Source organism: Pantoea sp. OXWO6B1, from assembly GCF_001641135.1.
Taxonomy (GTDB): Bacteria; Pseudomonadota; Gammaproteobacteria; order Enterobacterales; family Enterobacteriaceae; genus Pantoea; species Pantoea allii.
This window is the reverse complement of sequence record NZ_LWLR01000001.1, coordinates 1683573-1699227: the sequence shown is the minus strand read 5'-3', so window position 1 is coordinate 1699227 and position 15655 is coordinate 1683573. Positions and strand designations below refer to the sequence as shown.

General features: G+C 53.1%; 21 protein-coding genes. 7 read left to right on the top strand and 14 right to left on the bottom strand.

Translation table 11 applies throughout. From position 1 onward, the window contains the following. Positions 1 to 19: 19 nt before the first annotated feature. The 3 genes from ppnP to aroL form a co-directional block, all read right to left on the bottom strand. Positions 20 to 310 (bottom strand): pyrimidine/purine nucleoside phosphorylase, encoded by a 291-nt coding sequence (gene ppnP, locus A6A26_RS10105; RefSeq protein WP_063878607.1) that lies wholly within the window; start codon positions 308 to 310, stop codon positions 20 to 22. 153 nt (positions 311 to 463) lie between these two features. Continuing rightward, positions 464 to 655 carry a YaiA family protein gene (locus A6A26_RS10100; RefSeq protein WP_063878606.1) on the bottom strand — a complete coding sequence of 64 codons (192 nt, stop codon included), beginning with the start codon at positions 653 to 655 and terminating at the stop codon, positions 464 to 466. A gap of 111 nt (positions 656 to 766) precedes the next feature. Then, positions 767 to 1291, bottom strand: a complete 525-nt coding sequence (gene aroL / locus A6A26_RS10095; RefSeq protein ID WP_063878605.1) for a shikimate kinase AroL — start codon at positions 1289 to 1291, stop codon at positions 767 to 769. Positions 1292 to 1573: 282 nt separating this feature from the next. On the opposite strand from aroL, the gene A6A26_RS10090 reads away from it, so the two are divergent. After that, entirely contained in the window at positions 1574 to 2299 is a 726-nt protein-coding gene (locus A6A26_RS10090; RefSeq protein ID WP_063878604.1) for a DUF2076 domain-containing protein, read from the top strand. Position 2300: 1 nt separating this feature from the next. Here the strand turns inward: A6A26_RS10090 and A6A26_RS10085 are convergent, their stop codons facing one another. Beyond that, positions 2301 to 2750, bottom strand: a complete 450-nt coding sequence (locus A6A26_RS10085) for a YaiI/YqxD family protein (RefSeq protein WP_063878603.1) — start codon at positions 2748 to 2750, stop codon at positions 2301 to 2303. 366 nt (positions 2751 to 3116) lie between these two features. Here A6A26_RS10085 and proC point away from each other — a divergent pair, with 366 nt between their 5' ends. Further along, a complete protein-coding gene (gene proC / locus A6A26_RS10080; RefSeq protein ID WP_063878602.1) occupies positions 3117 to 3929 on the top strand; it encodes a pyrroline-5-carboxylate reductase in 813 nt (270 codons plus the stop codon). Positions 3930 to 3980: 51 nt separating this feature from the next. Here the strand turns inward: proC and A6A26_RS10075 are convergent, their stop codons facing one another. The 3 genes from A6A26_RS10075 to iraP all read right to left on the bottom strand — a co-directional run bounded on the left by A6A26_RS10075 (position 3981) and on the right by iraP (position 6407). Continuing rightward, positions 3981 to 5513 carry an FAD-dependent oxidoreductase gene (locus A6A26_RS10075; protein ID WP_063878601.1) on the bottom strand — a complete coding sequence of 511 codons (1533 nt, stop codon included), beginning with the start codon at positions 5511 to 5513 and terminating at the stop codon, positions 3981 to 3983. Positions 5514 to 5732: 219 nt separating this feature from the next. Next, the gene (locus tag A6A26_RS10070; protein ID WP_063878600.1) at positions 5733 to 6035 is read right to left on the bottom strand and encodes a PsiF family protein; all 303 of its coding nucleotides are present in this window, start codon (positions 6033 to 6035) and stop codon (positions 5733 to 5735) included. Positions 6036 to 6152: 117 nt separating this feature from the next. After that, positions 6153 to 6407, bottom strand: coding sequence for an anti-adapter protein IraP (gene iraP / locus A6A26_RS10065; RefSeq protein ID WP_063878599.1), 255 nt, complete (start codon positions 6405 to 6407; stop codon positions 6153 to 6155). Positions 6408 to 7143: 736 nt separating this feature from the next. Here iraP and A6A26_RS10060 point away from each other — a divergent pair. After that, the gene (locus A6A26_RS10060; RefSeq protein ID WP_063878598.1) at positions 7144 to 7395 is read left to right on the top strand and encodes a biofilm development regulator YmgB/AriR family protein; all 252 of its coding nucleotides are present in this window, start codon (positions 7144 to 7146) and stop codon (positions 7393 to 7395) included. Between the two features lie 12 nt (positions 7396 to 7407). Here A6A26_RS10060 and A6A26_RS10055 read toward each other — a convergent pair whose 3' ends face one another. Then, positions 7408 to 7728: a hypothetical protein gene (locus A6A26_RS10055; RefSeq protein WP_063878597.1), complete on the bottom strand. Its 321-nt coding sequence runs from the start codon at positions 7726 to 7728 to the stop codon at positions 7408 to 7410. Positions 7729 to 7938: 210 nt separating this feature from the next. Continuing rightward, positions 7939 to 8235 carry an I78 family peptidase inhibitor gene (locus A6A26_RS10050; RefSeq protein WP_063878596.1) on the bottom strand — a complete coding sequence of 99 codons (297 nt, stop codon included), beginning with the start codon at positions 8233 to 8235 and terminating at the stop codon, positions 7939 to 7941. A 500-nt stretch (positions 8236 to 8735) separates the two neighbouring features. Here A6A26_RS10050 and A6A26_RS10045 point away from each other — a divergent pair, with 500 nt between their 5' ends. Together A6A26_RS10045 and A6A26_RS10040 are read left to right on the top strand one after the other, a co-directional pair. Further along, on the top strand, positions 8736 to 9383 hold the full coding sequence (locus tag A6A26_RS10045) for a CPBP family intramembrane glutamic endopeptidase (RefSeq protein ID WP_063878595.1): 648 nt from the start codon (positions 8736 to 8738) through the stop codon (positions 9381 to 9383). A 94-nt stretch (positions 9384 to 9477) separates the two neighbouring features. Next, positions 9478 to 10491, top strand: a complete 1014-nt coding sequence (locus A6A26_RS10040; protein WP_063878594.1) for a LacI family DNA-binding transcriptional regulator — start codon at positions 9478 to 9480, stop codon at positions 10489 to 10491. Between the two features lie 25 nt (positions 10492 to 10516). Here A6A26_RS10040 and A6A26_RS10035 read toward each other — a convergent pair whose 3' ends face one another. From A6A26_RS10035 to A6A26_RS10020, 4 genes are all read right to left on the bottom strand, one after another. After that, positions 10517 to 11947: a glycoside hydrolase family 1 protein gene (locus A6A26_RS10035; protein WP_063878593.1), complete on the bottom strand. Its 1431-nt coding sequence runs from the start codon at positions 11945 to 11947 to the stop codon at positions 10517 to 10519. 12 nt (positions 11948 to 11959) lie between these two features. Beyond that, positions 11960 to 12274: a PTS lactose/cellobiose transporter subunit IIA gene (locus tag A6A26_RS10030; RefSeq protein ID WP_063878592.1), complete on the bottom strand. Its 315-nt coding sequence runs from the start codon at positions 12272 to 12274 to the stop codon at positions 11960 to 11962. 3 nt (positions 12275 to 12277) lie between these two features. Continuing rightward, positions 12278 to 13582 (bottom strand): PTS sugar transporter subunit IIC, encoded by a 1305-nt coding sequence (locus A6A26_RS10025; protein WP_063878591.1) that lies wholly within the window; start codon positions 13580 to 13582, stop codon positions 12278 to 12280. Positions 13583 to 13667: 85 nt separating this feature from the next. Next, a complete protein-coding gene (locus A6A26_RS10020; protein WP_063878590.1) occupies positions 13668 to 13976 on the bottom strand; it encodes a PTS sugar transporter subunit IIB in 309 nt (102 codons plus the stop codon). A 413-nt stretch (positions 13977 to 14389) separates the two neighbouring features. Here A6A26_RS10020 and A6A26_RS10015 point away from each other — a divergent pair, with 413 nt between their 5' ends. Beyond that, positions 14390 to 14569 (top strand): hypothetical protein, encoded by a 180-nt coding sequence (locus A6A26_RS10015; protein WP_063878589.1) that lies wholly within the window; start codon positions 14390 to 14392, stop codon positions 14567 to 14569. Between the two features lie 97 nt (positions 14570 to 14666). Beyond that, positions 14667 to 14897, top strand: a complete 231-nt coding sequence (locus A6A26_RS10010; RefSeq protein WP_063878588.1) for a hypothetical protein — start codon at positions 14667 to 14669, stop codon at positions 14895 to 14897. 318 nt (positions 14898 to 15215) lie between these two features. On the opposite strand, the gene A6A26_RS10000 is transcribed toward A6A26_RS10010, so the two are convergent. Continuing rightward, entirely contained in the window at positions 15216 to 15644 is a 429-nt protein-coding gene (locus A6A26_RS10000; RefSeq protein ID WP_063878586.1) for an OsmC family protein, read from the bottom strand. Between the last annotated feature and the right edge of the window lie 11 nt (positions 15645 to 15655).

Genomic DNA, 15655 nt, shown 5'->3' with positions numbered 1-15655 from the left:
GAGACATGCGGCCGTTTTATTAGTCTTTCAGATAGCGGCAAAGATAAGCGCTTGGCTCGCCTATCTGCAGATGAAACTCGCTGTGACCCGGTACGTTAAACACCGACCCCGCCTCAAACCATGCCCACTGTGTTTCACCCGGCAGCAACACTTTCATTGAGCCGCTGACCACGGTCATCTCTTCCGGCTGGGCCGTTCCAAACGTGTATTCGCCTTCAGCCATGACACCAATGCTGGCACGACCGGTGCTCGCACTGTCAAAACCGATGGATTTAACTTTTCCGTCAAAATACTCACTAACATTGAGCATAATACTTCCTCACAGCACATTAAGGTGTCTGGCAGTGTAGAAGGGAACTTGCTGATCTGTCACGTGAAATAGTGAGTGATTGTGATCCTCACGCGGCGAAGGCTGGCAGAAGAAAAAAAGCAGGACCGATGGCATCCTTGCCAGAGCGACGGCTTACTCTTTTTCGACGTCTTCATAACGCGCTTTTGCGTCATGCGCTTCCTGCTCAGAGTCGTGCTCACTGATTAACGAGTCAGGCTTAGGATGATCGGCCCGCAGTTGCCAGGACATGACTTTTTTGCCTTCGGGGCCTTTTTCGACAGTCACAACGCGCGCTTCTCGGGGGTAAGGAGGTCTTGTCGGCATAATGTGTCCCTCTTGGCTGAATGACATTCCACACGACAGGCGACCGCCTGTCATGGGTTAAGTATAGTCAAAACGGCGGAAATGGCGGCCAAAGGGGGATAAATCTGAGGGCTAGCTGGCACGCGCCAGGGATAACGACTGCAGTATCTGCTCAACGACGCGTTCTGGCGCTTGCATGGCATTCACCTCATGATGGGCGGCAGCCTGATACAGATGGGCGCGGGCGCGCAGCACTTCACTCATTTCTTCAGCGATTGGACGCCCGGTTAAGGTCGGTCGCTGAGCGGCTTCCGGCTGGCTTTCCAGACGCCGGGCCAGAATATCAGGCGGTGCACTTAACCAGATCACCTGACCGTGCTCACGCATATACCGCCGGTTACCTTCTGCCAGTACCATTCCGCCGCCCGTGGCGATAATGGTTGAGGGCGCAGTCACAGCTTTAAGCGAGTCGGTTTCACGTGCACGAAAGCTTTCCCATCCTTCCGCCGCCACAATTTCCGCCACGGTACGTTGGGTCGTGAATTGCAGGTGATGATCGGTATCACGAAACGCGTAACCCAAGGCCTGAGACAGGGCTTCACCAATGGTGGTTTTTCCGCATCCGCGCGCACCGATCAAAAAAATGGACAAAGACATCAGGGCAGTTCCTCCGCCGCGCAGCCCATCACAGCTGCTGGTTAGGCTCAATAATAGGACGCATCATAGCGGGAATTTATTTCGCGCTCTACTCATTGAGCGTATTTTACGCATGATTGCGCCCTGCTCTCCGACAACACAATGAAATACAGGCAGTTACCCATGCACATTTTGTGCATCAGGCAAAAAAGTTTACGTCAGCAACATTTGCTTACCGCCACGAATTTACATTGCGGCTCATCGCCCCCATATACTGTTAACAGTCGCAACCGGAGAGTCATCATGCAACGCGAAGAACAACAACTGATTGAAAATCTGTTTAGCCGTTTGAAACAAGCTGAAAGCCAGACTGCGGCACGCGATGCTGCAGCCGAACAACTGATCAAACAACACCTGCAGGAGCAACCAGGTGCGCCCTACTATATGGCTCAGGCCATTTTGATTCAGGAAGCGGCACTTAAAAAACTGAATGAGCGGGTTCAGGAGCTGGAAAATCGTCTTGCTCAGCAACAGGCGCAACAGCAGCAGCAGCCCAAGAGCAGCGGTGGATTTTTATCCAGCCTGTTTGGCGGAGGCAGCCAGCAGCCCCAACCGGCTCAGCAGCAGCCTCAGTGGAACAGCGCGCCGCAGCAGCCACCTCAACCACAGCAGCCTTATGCCAGCGCACCTGCGCCACGCGGCAGCGGTTTCCTGGGTGGTGCACTGCAAACCGCAGTGGGCGTGGCAGGTGGCGTGGTCATGGCCGACATGCTGACCAGCATGTTCCATCAGTCGCAGCCGCAGGAAATCGTCAACATCATTAATGAGCAGCCGCCGCTGCCCCAGGTAGACGACAGCCTCAATACCTTTAACGGCGGCAACGATCAGTCGTTTCTCGATCAGGGCACCGGCGCTGATAATCAGTCATTCCTTGATCAAAGTAACGGCTGGAGTGATACCTATGCCGATAACGGCGACCTGAATGATTTTGGCGGCAATGATTACGACGATGACGACAGTTTCGTCTGATTCAGCGTCGCCGTTGTCTGAGCCAGCTGTCGAGTTCATTGGCAAACTGCTGGCGGTCCCGCGGGCTCATGGCGGCGGGACCGCCTGTCTGTACGCCGCTGGCACGCATGGTGTCCATAAAATCACGCATCGTCAGCCGCTCGCGTATGGTCGCGGGAGAGTAACGCTCACCGCGTGGATTGAGCGCCGCCGCGCCTTTTTCAATCACCTCTGCGGCCAACGGAATATCCGCCGTAATCACTAAATCCCCGATCTGCACACGTTTCACAATTTCATTGTCTGCGACATCAAACCCGGCCGGCACCTGTAGCGTACGCAGCCAGGGCGACGGTGGCACACGTAAAAACTGATTCGCGACAAACGTCACCATGGTTTGCGTTCTGTCCGCCGCCCGATACAGCACGTCTTTAATGACGTTGGGGCAGGCGTCCGCATCGACCCAGATAAACATGGTTGTTCCTTCTGCTGGAAAATAGCGACGATGGTAACCTGGTTTCCAAAAGGGGGTTAAGTAAAATTCCCCGCGCCCTCAGGGTTCAGCTTATCTCTGCTTTGGCGCGTAAGCCAGGCGGACAGCGCTTGCCCTGCCCGCCAAAACACGCTGCATTTGCCGGGCCTGACTCGCGGAACCCTATGCTGTAGCCGCTTGAGAGCACTCCCGCGTGCGGGGCAGTATCGCGGCGATAGCGTTCGGCTTTCCCGCCCTCCCACCGCCGGGTGCCGGTGCCTGTCTGTGACCGCTAACTTGTTATTAATCCTGTCTGCAGTAAGCTACATCGTTGATAAAGGCGAAACAGTGACAGTTAAGGAGACGGTGATGCTGGACAAGACAATCGGATTTATTGGCGGTGGCAACATGGCAAAGGCCATCATTGGCGGGCTGATAAACAGCGGACAAATTACACCGTCGGCTATCTGGATTTACGATCGCAAACCAGACACCAATCAGCAAATGGCCGAGCAGTACGGTATTAATGCCGCGGAAAGTGCAGAGGCCCTGGCCCAGCATGTGGATATTCTGTTTGGCGCGGTTAAACCGAATGTCATCCTCAAAGTCCTCAAAGAACTGGCTAACAGCCTGAAGAAAGACGCATTGGTCGTTTCTATTGCCGCCGGCGTCACGCTGGATAATCTGGCTTCCGTGCTGGGCCACGATCGTAAAATCATTCGGGCGATGCCGAACACACCTTCTCTGGTGGGCGAAGGCATGACCTCAGTCACGCCCAACGTTCTGGTTGAACAGAACGAAACCGATGAAGTGGTCGCCATATTTGAGAGCTTTGGTCAGGCGGCGGTGGTCGATGAATACCTGATTCATTCGGTGGTGGGCGTCAGTGGTTCCGCCCCGGCTTACGTGTTTATGTTTATCGAAGCCATGGCCGATGCCGCCGTCGCGGGCGGTATGCCACGCGCGCAGGCTTACCGCTTTGCCGCCCAGGCCGTGAAAGGGTCCGCGCAGATGGTACTGGAAACGGGCAAACATCCCGCCGAGTTAAAAGATATGGTCTGTTCGCCCGGTGGCACCACGATTGAAGCGGTAAAAGTGCTGGAAGAAAAAGGCTTTCGTTCCGCCGTGATAGAAGCCATGCAACAGTGCATGGCGAAGTCGGACAAGCTGAGCCGCAGTTAAATCTGGCGCGTCTGGCAAACATGCCGTTTGCCAGACCGTCTCGCTGGCCTGCTATTCTGCAGAACGCTGGGCCTGATACAGCTCAAGTGCCTGTTTTATTGTCATCGGTTGCTGCATCTTTTCAACAAGCGCCGCCGTCAACGTGTACATTCCGCACGAGAAAACCGCCGCCAGCTTCCCCTCTTTGCCATAAAAGGCCATAAAGACCTTATCTTCCAGCGATCCCACCTGCTGGTAGTCGTCCCAGTCGGTAGCATGACCTAAATATTCATAGCGGGTACCGTAATGCGCGGTCCAGAAAAACGGAACGCGGTCATAGTGATGAACATTCCCCATCATGTTCATCGCCGCGGTCTGGCCCTGCTGCTCTGCTACGCGGAAATGCTCGATGCGAAGCGGCCCCTGCGCGGAGGGATAGGTCGCGATATCACCCGCCAGCCAGACGTTTTCTGCTACGCGCAATTGCTCGTCGGTTTGCAGGCTACCGTCCTCCACTAACGGCAGATCGTGAATAAACGACGTGGCCGGTTTAACGCCGGTGGCGAACAGCAGCACGTCGGCGGCAATCTGCTGACCGGATTTCAGCCGAACGCTGGTAACGTGGTTTTCACCCTGAAGCGACGCGGCTTCACCTTCCACAAACTTCACGCCATTCGCCTGATGCAATTCATAAAAATAACGACCGACCGCCTCACCAAACTGTTTTGCAAAGGGTAACGGATTGCGGGCGATAACGGTCACGTCGACATCACGGTTGCGCAGTGACGAGGCCAGTTCCATGCCAATAAAGCTGTTGCCGACAATGACAATCTGCTGGCTTTGATCGACCGCCTGTAGCAGTGCTGCCGTGTGCTGCTTGTTACGCAGAATATGCACGCCGGCTAAATCAGCGCCAGCCAGTTCAGGTTTCACAGGTTCTGCGCCCGTGGCGATTAATAATTTGTCGAACTGCAATGTATTGCCGTCGGCAAACACCAGGCGATGCTGTTGATTATCGACCCGCTCAACCCGCTTCTGAATACGCTCGACGTGATCCAGTACGTCACTGCCAAGCAGCGACGGTACATCGTCAATATCCATTTTTCCAGACGGCACAAATTTCGTCAGCGCCGTACGGTCGTAAGGGGCTTCCGGCTCACGCTCCACCAGCACCAGGCGACCTTTGAAACCATCGTGACGTAATCGCCACAGCGCCGCGCTCCCGGCCGCGCCTCCGCCCAGCACCACAAAGACCGGTTCTGTGGCACCGCTGCCCATGGGAGAAGCCGGTGACATCGCTTTGGGGTTAACCAGAACATTGTCATTTTCGATTCGCAGGGGATACTGTTTCAGGTCAGCCAACGCCAACGGCTCACACATTTTACCGCTGCTCAGTTCAAATGCCGCTTTATGCCAGGGGCAGATAAGCCTGTCGCCACAGATGGCACCCTGCTCAAGCGGCGCACCTGCGTGAGGGCATTTGGCCTGAAAAGCCTGGACGCTGTCACCCTCGCGGATCAGTAACAGCTCCGTTTCACCGAGCTTCTTTTTGACTGGCTGACGTTGCGGTAAATTCTTGAGAGCAACAACAAATTGATAGTTCACGACATGGCTCCTTTTCCGACCGTCACTGTTGAAAGCGCAGCGCATAATCACAGGCTACGCAATCCCTTATAAACAGTAAGTGTGGCAAAGGATCGCAGAGGCTTAGGTCCTGATGTCGATTTTTTTGGCTAACGGCCTGTTTAATCAGCCATTAAAAGTGTGACCGGCATGTAGGGCGGGGAACAGAATGAAGCGGCCACCGAAATGGCCGACATCGTATTAGCTTTTCTTGAGGCACTGACTCATGAAGGTTTTACGCGCATCGCCAGCCAGCTTTTTATCACCGGCCTGCAGGTTACAGGTTTTCATTTTTATCTGTTGTGGCGACATGTCAGCCACTTTGCTGTCTTTTTTCAGGCAATCGCTCATAAATTGCTTACGCACATCGCCTTTTAGCGCTTGCGAACTGGCATGTTGATTACACATGGCCATTTTTTGCTGCTGCGGCGTTTTATCGGCTGCACTGACATTGCTGCTCATCAGCATTCCCGCTAACACCATCATCATAAAACTGCCTTTCATTGTCTTTACTCCATTGTGATGAAGACACTATTCAGTCTGGCACGCGACAGGCAACGTCGATCACTTTTGCCCAGGAATAAGGCAGGGATCGCACTTTTACAGGTAGAAAAAGGGGATTCAGGCAGAGGGGCGCTTAAGTAAGCGACTGACATAATGTTTTAGCAAGGCACCATTTTGCTCATGGTTATCCACACCGGCATGAACCATGGCCGATTCAATGTTATTAACAATGGACTGATGCTGTTCAGGCGGCATCATGCGCAACATGGCGGTGATGACGATCTCCAGCGCTTCAATCTGCGCCACCTGCTCTTTAGACGCTTCTTCTTTTTCTGCCAGAGTAATCAGTAACTCAGCGATGAGATTTTTCATGCCGATGCCCCTTCAGCCAGGTGCAGAAAAAAATATCACCCGTCGGAATAAAAAAAAGGAATTTTTCATTGGGTTTATCAGGCGGTTAAAATAATCAGCCGGCTGCGATGTTATGTTATTTCATTTATTGAATCGCGAAACCGCTTATCTACTCGAAACCCAAGGCATGACTATTTTATTTTGATGACACCGATATGAAAGATGCAATATTTCCGCTTCAAATAACAGGGTGCTTTTACGCGAAAATATAATCGGAACGGTTTTCAGGAAACAGATAATACGTTCCCGCGAGGCCAGTCCTCCCTCAGCTTTTCATGCTCACTTGCCCCCACTCTGCTCACGCCGTCAATGCACAGGCGATCGCGAAAAACACATTTGCCGCCACGGCTCTTACCTGGCCTATAGCGCGTCTCAACGCGCGCGTTTGACGACCGGTGATGTGCTTAAAAAAACTTATTATTCAAAGGAATAAAACCCTAAACGCTCTCATAACATATCGTCATTATTCAAAAACCATTCATCACATTTGAAAAATATTGCAGGTTGTTACTGACAAGTCCTGATGACCGACCTATGTTTAAAAAACCGCCAGTTTCGTGCGGTACGTGGGCTGTTCTGACCCGCGTAATGCTCCCGATAAAACTGCCACCGTTCTTTTTGGGAGCCACTAACTCAGTTGACTCTGCCTGCTGCGCATCTCTGCATCGGGCGGGCTGTCTGTTCGCGGAGAGGGAGAATGAGAGTGCAACCTAACAGCGCCAGCCGTGCTATCACCGATTACTTCAACAGCCCGGACTGGAATGTTCCGCCCGAGTCCGATCTGCTGGCCGTGATAATGCGGGAACTGATGGAAGCCGGTCAGCCAACCACCAATAAGGCCGTTATCGCGCGCGTCATCAATAAGCTGGAATTTGAAGGGGATGAGCAGCGACTGCAACGCTATCGCGCCCTGCTGGACCGGCTGATGGAAACGCGGCCACGTGAGTGAGCCGCATTCCGGTTACTTAACCCATCGGAGCTGATTGGCTTCGCTTACGCTGGCCCGACCGCTGCTGCGCTGAAACAGGCAAAGCTCTCGTCCACGCCGGTTTTTCATCTGTTGCTGTGGATAATGCCCTTCGAGCAGTAACGCGCTATAGCCTACGCTGTCGTCATACTCAACCGCCTGCCCCAACACCTTTACCTTGCTTAAGGTGCTGGCATTGATGCACGCCTGGCGCATCACCTGCTGGCTTTGTTGCCATGCGTCAGGACTGGACGCCAGCGCAAGCGGGCTGACCAGAAGTAAAACTGACAGTGAAATCCGCTGGAGAGGTACCATGCATTGCTCCTTCTTTCGGCCTGAACCAGAAAAAAATTCCCGCCTGAGCGGGAATAAACAAGACGAGCATTGCATATTGAAGTGACGAGGAAATCCTTACCCTGGTGGTTTAACGCTACCGATCGCGGTTAGCGCGGCCCGACAGGATACAGGCGCTATCTTCGCCTGACGCCATGACAACTCTATGACAATGCGTTGTTTATTTGACACTTACCCACAATAGACGCGGCTAATATTACCGTTTTTGTCTGCCATAAAGTTCAGGCGAGTGAAATTAAAGTCCATTGTTACCGCAGAATTCCACGGGATGGCGCGCACCTTCTGAGTGAAACGCTGATTATCGATGGCGGACAGCGGCTTACCGACGAAATGTTGATACTGGGACGCACCACAGCTGTCCGCTTGCGCGTCGGGCAGCCTGGCAGCCTGGTCGGGTTGCGTGGCCGACTGGCAGGCCGTAAGCAGTAAGAAACCGGTGGCCATCAGCGCTTTTCCATAGTGATTCACGTGTTTTCTCCTCATCGACGTGTAAAACCTGACATCGAAGAGTAACAAGCCTGACTGCAGGTATGAACCGTTAAAATCAAACTTACCGCACAATATTAAGCATTAAATGCTGGCTAATAACGCTATTTGTAGATGAATCACAGCTGCTGGCTGAAATCACGATAATAAGCCGCTGAGACAGTCGGCAGATTATTCCTGCGGGAATAACAAAGCCGCTCTTTTTTATCGGCGTTGCCGCGTCAATTACCCTGACGGCATCCGCGTCCGGTAATCTGTCATCACGCCCGATTGACTGTGGGCCTTATTCTCGGGCCAGGCGAACAAGCGCCTGACGCCCGGTTGCAACACCGCAGGGCAATTAGTTAACAAACTGATATTATTCACTTAAAATTCGCACAAACCTGAAACGATCATAAACGAATAATATTGTGTCGTCCGTTCTCTCGACAGCGATCCGACGCGTTGCTACTATGCGCTTATCGTTGCTGGCTGGGTCGCCTATGAACACCAATTCCGACAGAGTGACGCTGACACTGTTTTATGTCGGCAGCTTTGTTGTCTATTACCTTGTTACCATGCTGATTACCTTGTTCCCTAATTACGGTATCCTGCGTAATGACGGTTTGCTGGTGCCCGTGCTCTGCCTGTTTGAGTTTGCAGTTATCTATCCGCTGTATCGTTTTTACTGCCAGCGTCGCACGGATATTCCCCTGGGGTTTTTACGCTCCGGCCAGACGTTACTGTTTATTGGCGCCCTGTTTATTTTAATGGCGGCACAAACGCAGTATTTACAGCCTGAAGGCTGGCTGGTGGCGCAATCACAACAGGGACGCAGCTCAATGCTTATCCTGTTACTGACCGCCGTGTTGCTGGCCCCCGTATTTGAAGAAGTGATGTTTCGCGGCTTTTTGTTGCAAGGCTTCCTGCTGTGGGCCCCCAACAGCCGCTTTGCCTGCATGCTACTCACTTCCCTGCTGTTTGCGTTGATGCATACTCAGTATGTCCACTGGGAAACGGTGGTGGCGCTGACGCTTTTCTCTTTGCTGCTCTGCTACGCGCGCCTGCGCAGCAATACGCTGGCCCTGCCGGTCTTCCTGCATACGTTGAACAACCTGATTGCCATCCTGCCCGCCTGGTATTTCGCCTGACAGGCTTCACTTTTTTATTACCTGTCCTGCAATAACCTGCGAAAAATCAGCTAGTATCGTTTTTTACCCACAGGGATGGATGGTCTGCAAGCCAATGATTACCATGCTGGATGTGGCCCGTAAGGCCGGAGTCTCTAAAGCCACCGTCTCACGCGTGCTGGCCGGAAATCGTTACGTCAGTAAGAGTACGCAACAGAAGGTCTTTCAGGCCATCGCCGAAACCGGTTATCGCCCAAATCTGCTGGCGCGAAGCCTGGCGACCCAAAAATCCCAAAATATTGGCCTCATTGTTACCCATTCACTCTTTAATGGCCCCTACTTCAGCGAACTGCTGTTTCAGGCGGCCACGCTGACCAATAACTATGGTCGGCAGTTAATTCTGGCTGATGGCAAAACCTGCGCTGATGATGAGCGGGCCGCGATTGAGTTTTTGCTCGACCTGCGCTGTGACGCCATCATCATCTATCCCCGCTTTCTGGATACCGAGGCGCTGGACGCCATTATTGAACAGCATGATATTCCCATCATGGTGGTGAACCGCCAGCTTAAGCGCCATCCTGCCCACTGCGTTTGGGCCACGCATCAGCAGAATACGTTTGACGCCACGCGTTATCTGATTGAACGCGGCCACCGCGAGATTGCCTTTATTCGTGGCCTGGCCGGTTCACCGACCGCTGACGCGCGTCTGGCGGGCTATCAGCAGGCGCTGGTCGAGCATGGCATCGCAGATAAAGCCTGCATCGTGCAGGGCGCCTGGACGCCAGCCAGTGGGATGGCGGCGGCAAAACAGCTGCTGGATTCGGGAGTGACCTTTAGCGCGCTGATGGCCAGTAACGATGATATGGCGATTGGTGCCGCGCTGGCTCTCAATGCGGCGGGAAAACGGCTGCCAGAAGATGTCTCACTGCTGGGCTTTGATGATATTCGCATGGCTGAATTTTTCCTGCCGCCGCTCACCACGGTGCATGTGCCGGTCGCGGAGATGATTCAGCACACGCTGGCGCAGCTGGTTGCCATGCTGGAAGGCGAAGCGGTCACGGCCCTGCCGCCATTTAGCGGTCACCTGATCGCGCGCGCATCGGTGACGGACGGCCCTTATAAGCAGTAAGACGCGGCCTCCCTGCCGCGCCACCTCAGTAGTCCACTGACGCGTTCAGCGTGGCTCCATTACTGCGAATCAGCTTTTGGTACCAGAAAAAGCTTTTTTTGCGGTAGCGCGCCAGATCCTTGAGATCTTTCTCATCGCGGTTCACATAAATAAAACCGTAACGCTTGCTGATGCCCTGATGGGTACTCACCAGATCAATTGCCGACCACGGGCAATAACCGAACAGCTCAACGCCATCGGCAATCGCCAGCTGCAACTGAGCGATATGCTCGCGCAAATAGTCGATACGATAATCATCATGCACTTTATTCTCTGCATCCAGGGTGTCAAAAGCCCCTAAACCATTTTCGGTCACGATGAGCGGTAAGGCATAACGCGCATAAATCTGTCGTGCGGTAATGCGGAAGCCGACAGGATCGATATACCAGCCAAACTGGTTTTGTTTCAGATGCGGATTATCGCAACCGACATACACAGACCGGTCAATTCCGGCCATTTGTTGATCGGCATGTGGCCTGCTGTCGGGCGTATTATGCTCTCCTTCTGCGCCTACCGTGGCGGAAGCATAATAGTTAAAAGCGATAAAATCAGGCTTACCGGCGGCGATGATGGCCATATCCTCCGCCTCAATGGTGGGTAGCCAATCTCGCTGCTTCAGAAAAGCCCATACCACGTGGTTGTAGCGCCCGTGAACGGCCAAATCGAGGTAGAGCCAGTTACGGATTGCCGAGAAATTATCAGCCGCCAGCACATCCTCTGGCCGGGAACTCGCGGCATATACGCAAGAGATATTGGGTGCCGGGCCAATTTTCGCCTCCGGCAGCCGTTCATGACAGGCAATCATCGCCTTGGCCTGCGCCAGCATCATGTGATGGTTTTGCTGGTACAGGGTTTTCTGCGGATCGGCGGTACCCGGCGGCAAGGTGCCAATCACGTCCCCTTTCAGGATCATCATGTTCTGTTCATTGATGGTCAGCCAGTAGTTGACCTGGCTGCCATAGCGCTCAAAACAGGTGATGGCAAAACGCTCAAAAGCCGCCACCGTACGGCGAGAAGACCAGCCACCGGCCTGCTGCAGCGCCCAGGGCAGATCGAAGTGATAAAGCGTCACCAGTGGCGTGATGCCCTGTCTGCAGATCTCATCAATCAACTGCTGATAAAAGGCCACGCCCGCCTCATTTACCGGGCCATCGCCGTCGGGATAAAGGCGGCTCCAGGCGATGGAAAAGCGGTAGGTTTTCAGGCCCATCTCCGCCAGCAAGGCGATGTCTTCTTTGAAGCGGTGATAGTGGTCGCTGCAAACGGTAAAGTCCGTGATGTCCTGATGGAACGTTGCTTTGTCGATAACAGATGGCCCTTTGCCATCGCTATTCCATCCGCCCTCAACCTGATAAGCCGAGGTCGACGCGCCCCAGAGAAAGCCTTCTGGAAACGCGGTCACTGTCGAATGTTGCATAACACCTCCTTTTTAGCGTGCGGCTAACTCCCGGCGCAGTTGAATAATTTCTTCCGCCAGCTCGCGGCAGAGCATCGCGTTCATCAGATGATCCTGGGCATGAACCATAATCAGGTTGACCGGGATCTTTCCGCTGCCCTCATCGGCACCGATAAGCTGCGTCTGCGTCTGGTGCGCCGCCTTTGCCGCCGCAGTCGCGGCGCTGAGCAGGCTGTCTGCCTGCTCCCAGTTTTGCAGGCGGGCCGCGCGCAAGGCTTCCATTGAGCAGGATCGCGCTTCGCCCGCCTGGATAATCAGTTCGATGACCGTGCTTTCATCAATTTCCATGCATTACTCCTTTACCGGTTGCGCTGCGGCCAGTTCCTGCTGCAGCAATTGACGCTCGTACATTTTGAAAAACGGGTAGTAAATCAATGTGGCAATCGTCACCAGCAGGGCAATCAACACGATGACGCGCCAGTCCCAGCCGGTTGACCAGGCTGCCCCAATCGGTGCTGGCGTCGTCCAGGGTGCCAGCGAGATCACGTGATTGATCAGATTGGTTTTCGTGGCGGTCCAGGCAATGACGGCATTGACTAGCGGGGCAAGAACGAAGGGAATAAACAGAATGGGGTTCATCACCACGGGCGAGCCAAAAATAACCGGTTCGTTGATGTTGAACATGCTGGGCACAATGCTGAGCTTACCAATTGAGCGCAGATGGGCAGACTGACTCCGCAAATAGAGCAGCACCAGCCCCATCGTGGAACCGGAGCCACCAATCACGATAAAAAATTGCCAAAAGGGTTCGATAAACACATGGCTGACAGGCTCGCCTGCGTTCAGCGCCTGCTGATTCAACCCAAGGTTGGTCAACCAGAATGCCTGTAAAATGCCACCGACAATCACGGCGCCGTGAATACCGGCGAACCACAGCAGATGACACAGCAGCACCGCGATCAATACGGCGGGCAGAGAATCTGAGGCAGAAATAATCGGGGAAAAGATCGCCATAATGGCCTGCGGCAGCAGCATACCAAACTGTGCCTGTACCCACAGGCTGAGCGGAAACAGGGTAATAAAAATGGTGATAATCGGGATCAGCAGATCAAACGACTGACGGATTTTCGGCGGTACCTGTTCGGGTAATTTGAAGCCGATATTGTGTTTCTGCAGAAAATGCATCAGCTCCGTAGCAAATAACGCCACCAGAATGGCGGTAAAAATCCCCTCACCGCCCAGCGAACCTACCGGCAGCGTTTTGCCCGTTTGCGGCGCAGCCACGACCAGAAACGCCATCAGCGACAGGCTGGCGGCCATAAAGCCGTTCATTTTGTAGCTGTTCGCCAGGTTGTAGGCGATAGCACTGGCAATATAGAGCGCCATAATGCCCATCGTCATGTTGTAAGGCATCATGATTTGTTCTTCATACGCCTTCACCATGCCGAGCCACCACTGTGCGAACGCCCAGCTACTGTCTGCCGAAAAAGGCGGATGGGCAAACAGCAGCATAAATGAACCGACAATCAGGAACGGCATTGAGGCAATAAAACCATCACGGATGGCGATGACGTGGCGCTGGCTGGAGAGGCGGCCAGCCAGCGGACTAATACGATTTTCGATGACACCGAATAAAGATTCGCTCAAGCGACTCATCCCGTCACTCCTTGCTCAGGCAAAAGAGAATAACCCTGCATAAAGTGAATGCAGGTTTGCGCTATATTTTTCAGTTCTTTAGCGATCAGCCAGGAATAAGCTTGAGCGCGGCACTTAATATCTTTTCGCCATTCATCATTCCGTAATCCATGCTGTTAATCACCGCGACGGATTTACTGTACTGCTGAGCAATCGGCTCGAAATCGGCCAGCTTGTATTTAATTTGCGGCCCCAACAGGCAGCAGTCATAGTCGGCAATTGCCTCGCTAAACTCTTCAATTCCTACTGCTTTTATCTCTACATCCATTCCCTGCTCTTTCGCAGCTTTTTCCATTTTTTGCACCACCATACTGGTGGACATTCCGGCGGCACAGCACAGTAAAATTTTGGGCATGGTTCATTCCTCCGTGTGATGAATAATTAACGAATACACAGGGGAAAGATTTTCTGCAACCGGTTTCAGATTTGCATGTCAGAAGTGTGAGAAATATCAAAACGCGTTGCCTTAAGGGATTACCGCCAAACTAGTCAACGGGTATGAAAATTTACCGATTTTAAAATTCGTTATGGCAGGAATGAAAAGTCGCCCTTGTAGCTGGTCAGAAATGCAGCGCGAACGATGCGTTGCCCATTGCAGCGATGGGTAAGATTTCACTGCTGTACGCGTCCGGAAGGCGTATAATCGCTCAGAGCAATCCGATACCGCCCAGCGTGATGATTGTCCCTTCCGGCAATTAGCTATACTGGTTTTATAAAAAGGAACATTCACCCCTCTCGTGACGTGCGCGACGGGAGAAGGAGTCGGTTATGTTAATTGGTTTTGTATTGTTGGTAAGCGCCTGTGGACATGATGCCTGTGAAGCGTTGCCGGTATCAGAGCGCATTTACCCAACGAAAACCGCCTGCGAAGTGATGGCAAACCGCATCCACAAGGTCCGTCCCAACGTGGTACTGATGTGTGGTGAAGTGCATCGTTCAGATAACTGAACAGGTCAAGGACACAAAAATGCACATACAACATTGCAAGCTTGCAGGTTAGCGTTCAAAATATAAGCTGTTTTACACCAACATAGTTGTGAATCCCATGAAAACTACTCGTCCCCGCCGTCCAACTGGGCGTTGGGTTTATTACATTTTGTATGAAGGCATTATCTGGCCCTGCCCGGTACGCTGGGAATGGGAAGGCGCTTATGGCGGCTGGCTCCCGTTCTACTATTCACCTACCTTTGAATTTCTGGCGGGCGATCCCGGTAAGGCTTATCGGATTGCACGCAGCGACGTGCGGGCCAGGCGCGCAGAAGAGATTTACGCCTGACGTTTAAGACGCGTTCCAGGGTAACCAGGAAGCGGTAACCAGCAAACAGAGTAACGCCCGCAGTAACACCACCATCAGCAGTACGCCAGGCTTATGGCGAGAAAGCCACGACCTCATGCTCATATCATCGCCGCCTGACGGATTACCATGCGTGCGCCACAGATTTCCAGCAAGACCAGCCGCCTTTTCCGTGTTTGTTTGCCGAAACGCGTTTGTCATCTCCGCGTCCTTCTGCACAACGCAAAGATGCGCCCGAAGGCGCATCTGGGTAAGGCAAGATTCGCGTCAGCATCACGTAAAAGTGATGCCGGTCCGCAATCAGTTGTTCAGGGTGTAATCCAGCGTAATTTCAGCATTCAACACCTGAGAAACCGGGCAGCCCGCTTTGGCTTTGTTGATGATCTCATCAAAGGTATCGTTATCAATACCTGGCAGAGAAACGGTGCTGGTTAAGGCGATTTTGGTGATCGCAAAACCTTCACCTTTTTTATCCAGCGACACATCTGCGCTGGTATCAATGCTTTCCGCTTTATGACCGGCATTGCCCAGCATTAGCGACAGTGCCATAGAGAAACAGGCCGCATGTGCCGCACCAATCAGCTCTTCCGGGTTAGTGCCTTTTTGCCCTTCAAAACGGGTATTAAAGCCGTAGGGCTGCTGGTTCAGTACACCACTTTCGGTGCTGACTGTGCCTTTGCCTTTGATGTCGCCTTCCCAATGCGCCGAACCTTTCTTATGAATGGTCATGTCATTCCTCC

What these genes read in the sequence shown, in the direction of transcription:
- ppnP (WP_063878607.1), bottom strand. Translation starts at nt 310, where the DNA reads ATGCTCAATGTTAGTGAGTATTTTGACGGAAAAGTTAAATCCATCGGT.
- A6A26_RS10100 (WP_063878606.1), bottom strand. Translation starts at nt 655, where the DNA reads ATGCCGACAAGACCTCCTTACCCCCGAGAAGCGCGCGTTGTGACTGTC.
- aroL (WP_063878605.1), bottom strand. Translation starts at nt 1,291, where the DNA reads ATGTCTTTGTCCATTTTTTTGATCGGTGCGCGCGGATGCGGAAAAACC.
- A6A26_RS10090 (WP_063878604.1), top strand. Translation starts at nt 1,574, where the DNA reads ATGCAACGCGAAGAACAACAACTGATTGAAAATCTGTTTAGCCGTTTG.
- A6A26_RS10085 (WP_063878603.1), bottom strand. Translation starts at nt 2,750, where the DNA reads ATGTTTATCTGGGTCGATGCGGACGCCTGCCCCAACGTCATTAAAGAC.
- proC (WP_063878602.1), top strand. Translation starts at nt 3,117, where the DNA reads ATGCTGGACAAGACAATCGGATTTATTGGCGGTGGCAACATGGCAAAG.
- A6A26_RS10070 (WP_063878600.1), bottom strand. Translation starts at nt 6,035, where the DNA reads ATGAAAGGCAGTTTTATGATGATGGTGTTAGCGGGAATGCTGATGAGC.
- iraP (WP_063878599.1), bottom strand. Translation starts at nt 6,407, where the DNA reads ATGAAAAATCTCATCGCTGAGTTACTGATTACTCTGGCAGAAAAAGAA.
- A6A26_RS10060 (WP_063878598.1), top strand. Translation starts at nt 7,144, where the DNA reads ATGAGAGTGCAACCTAACAGCGCCAGCCGTGCTATCACCGATTACTTC.
- A6A26_RS10055 (WP_063878597.1), bottom strand. Translation starts at nt 7,728, where the DNA reads ATGGTACCTCTCCAGCGGATTTCACTGTCAGTTTTACTTCTGGTCAGC.
- A6A26_RS10045 (WP_063878595.1), top strand. Translation starts at nt 8,736, where the DNA reads ATGAACACCAATTCCGACAGAGTGACGCTGACACTGTTTTATGTCGGC.
- A6A26_RS10040 (WP_063878594.1), top strand. Translation starts at nt 9,478, where the DNA reads ATGATTACCATGCTGGATGTGGCCCGTAAGGCCGGAGTCTCTAAAGCC.
- A6A26_RS10035 (WP_063878593.1), bottom strand. Translation starts at nt 11,947, where the DNA reads ATGCAACATTCGACAGTGACCGCGTTTCCAGAAGGCTTTCTCTGGGGC.
- A6A26_RS10030 (WP_063878592.1), bottom strand. Translation starts at nt 12,274, where the DNA reads ATGGAAATTGATGAAAGCACGGTCATCGAACTGATTATCCAGGCGGGC.
- A6A26_RS10025 (WP_063878591.1), bottom strand. Translation starts at nt 13,582, where the DNA reads ATGAGTCGCTTGAGCGAATCTTTATTCGGTGTCATCGAAAATCGTATT.
- A6A26_RS10020 (WP_063878590.1), bottom strand. Translation starts at nt 13,976, where the DNA reads ATGCCCAAAATTTTACTGTGCTGTGCCGCCGGAATGTCCACCAGTATG.
- A6A26_RS10015 (WP_063878589.1), top strand. Translation starts at nt 14,390, where the DNA reads ATGTTAATTGGTTTTGTATTGTTGGTAAGCGCCTGTGGACATGATGCC.
- A6A26_RS10010 (WP_063878588.1), top strand. Translation starts at nt 14,667, where the DNA reads ATGAAAACTACTCGTCCCCGCCGTCCAACTGGGCGTTGGGTTTATTAC.
- A6A26_RS10000 (WP_063878586.1), bottom strand. Translation starts at nt 15,644, where the DNA reads ATGACCATTCATAAGAAAGGTTCGGCGCATTGGGAAGGCGACATCAAA.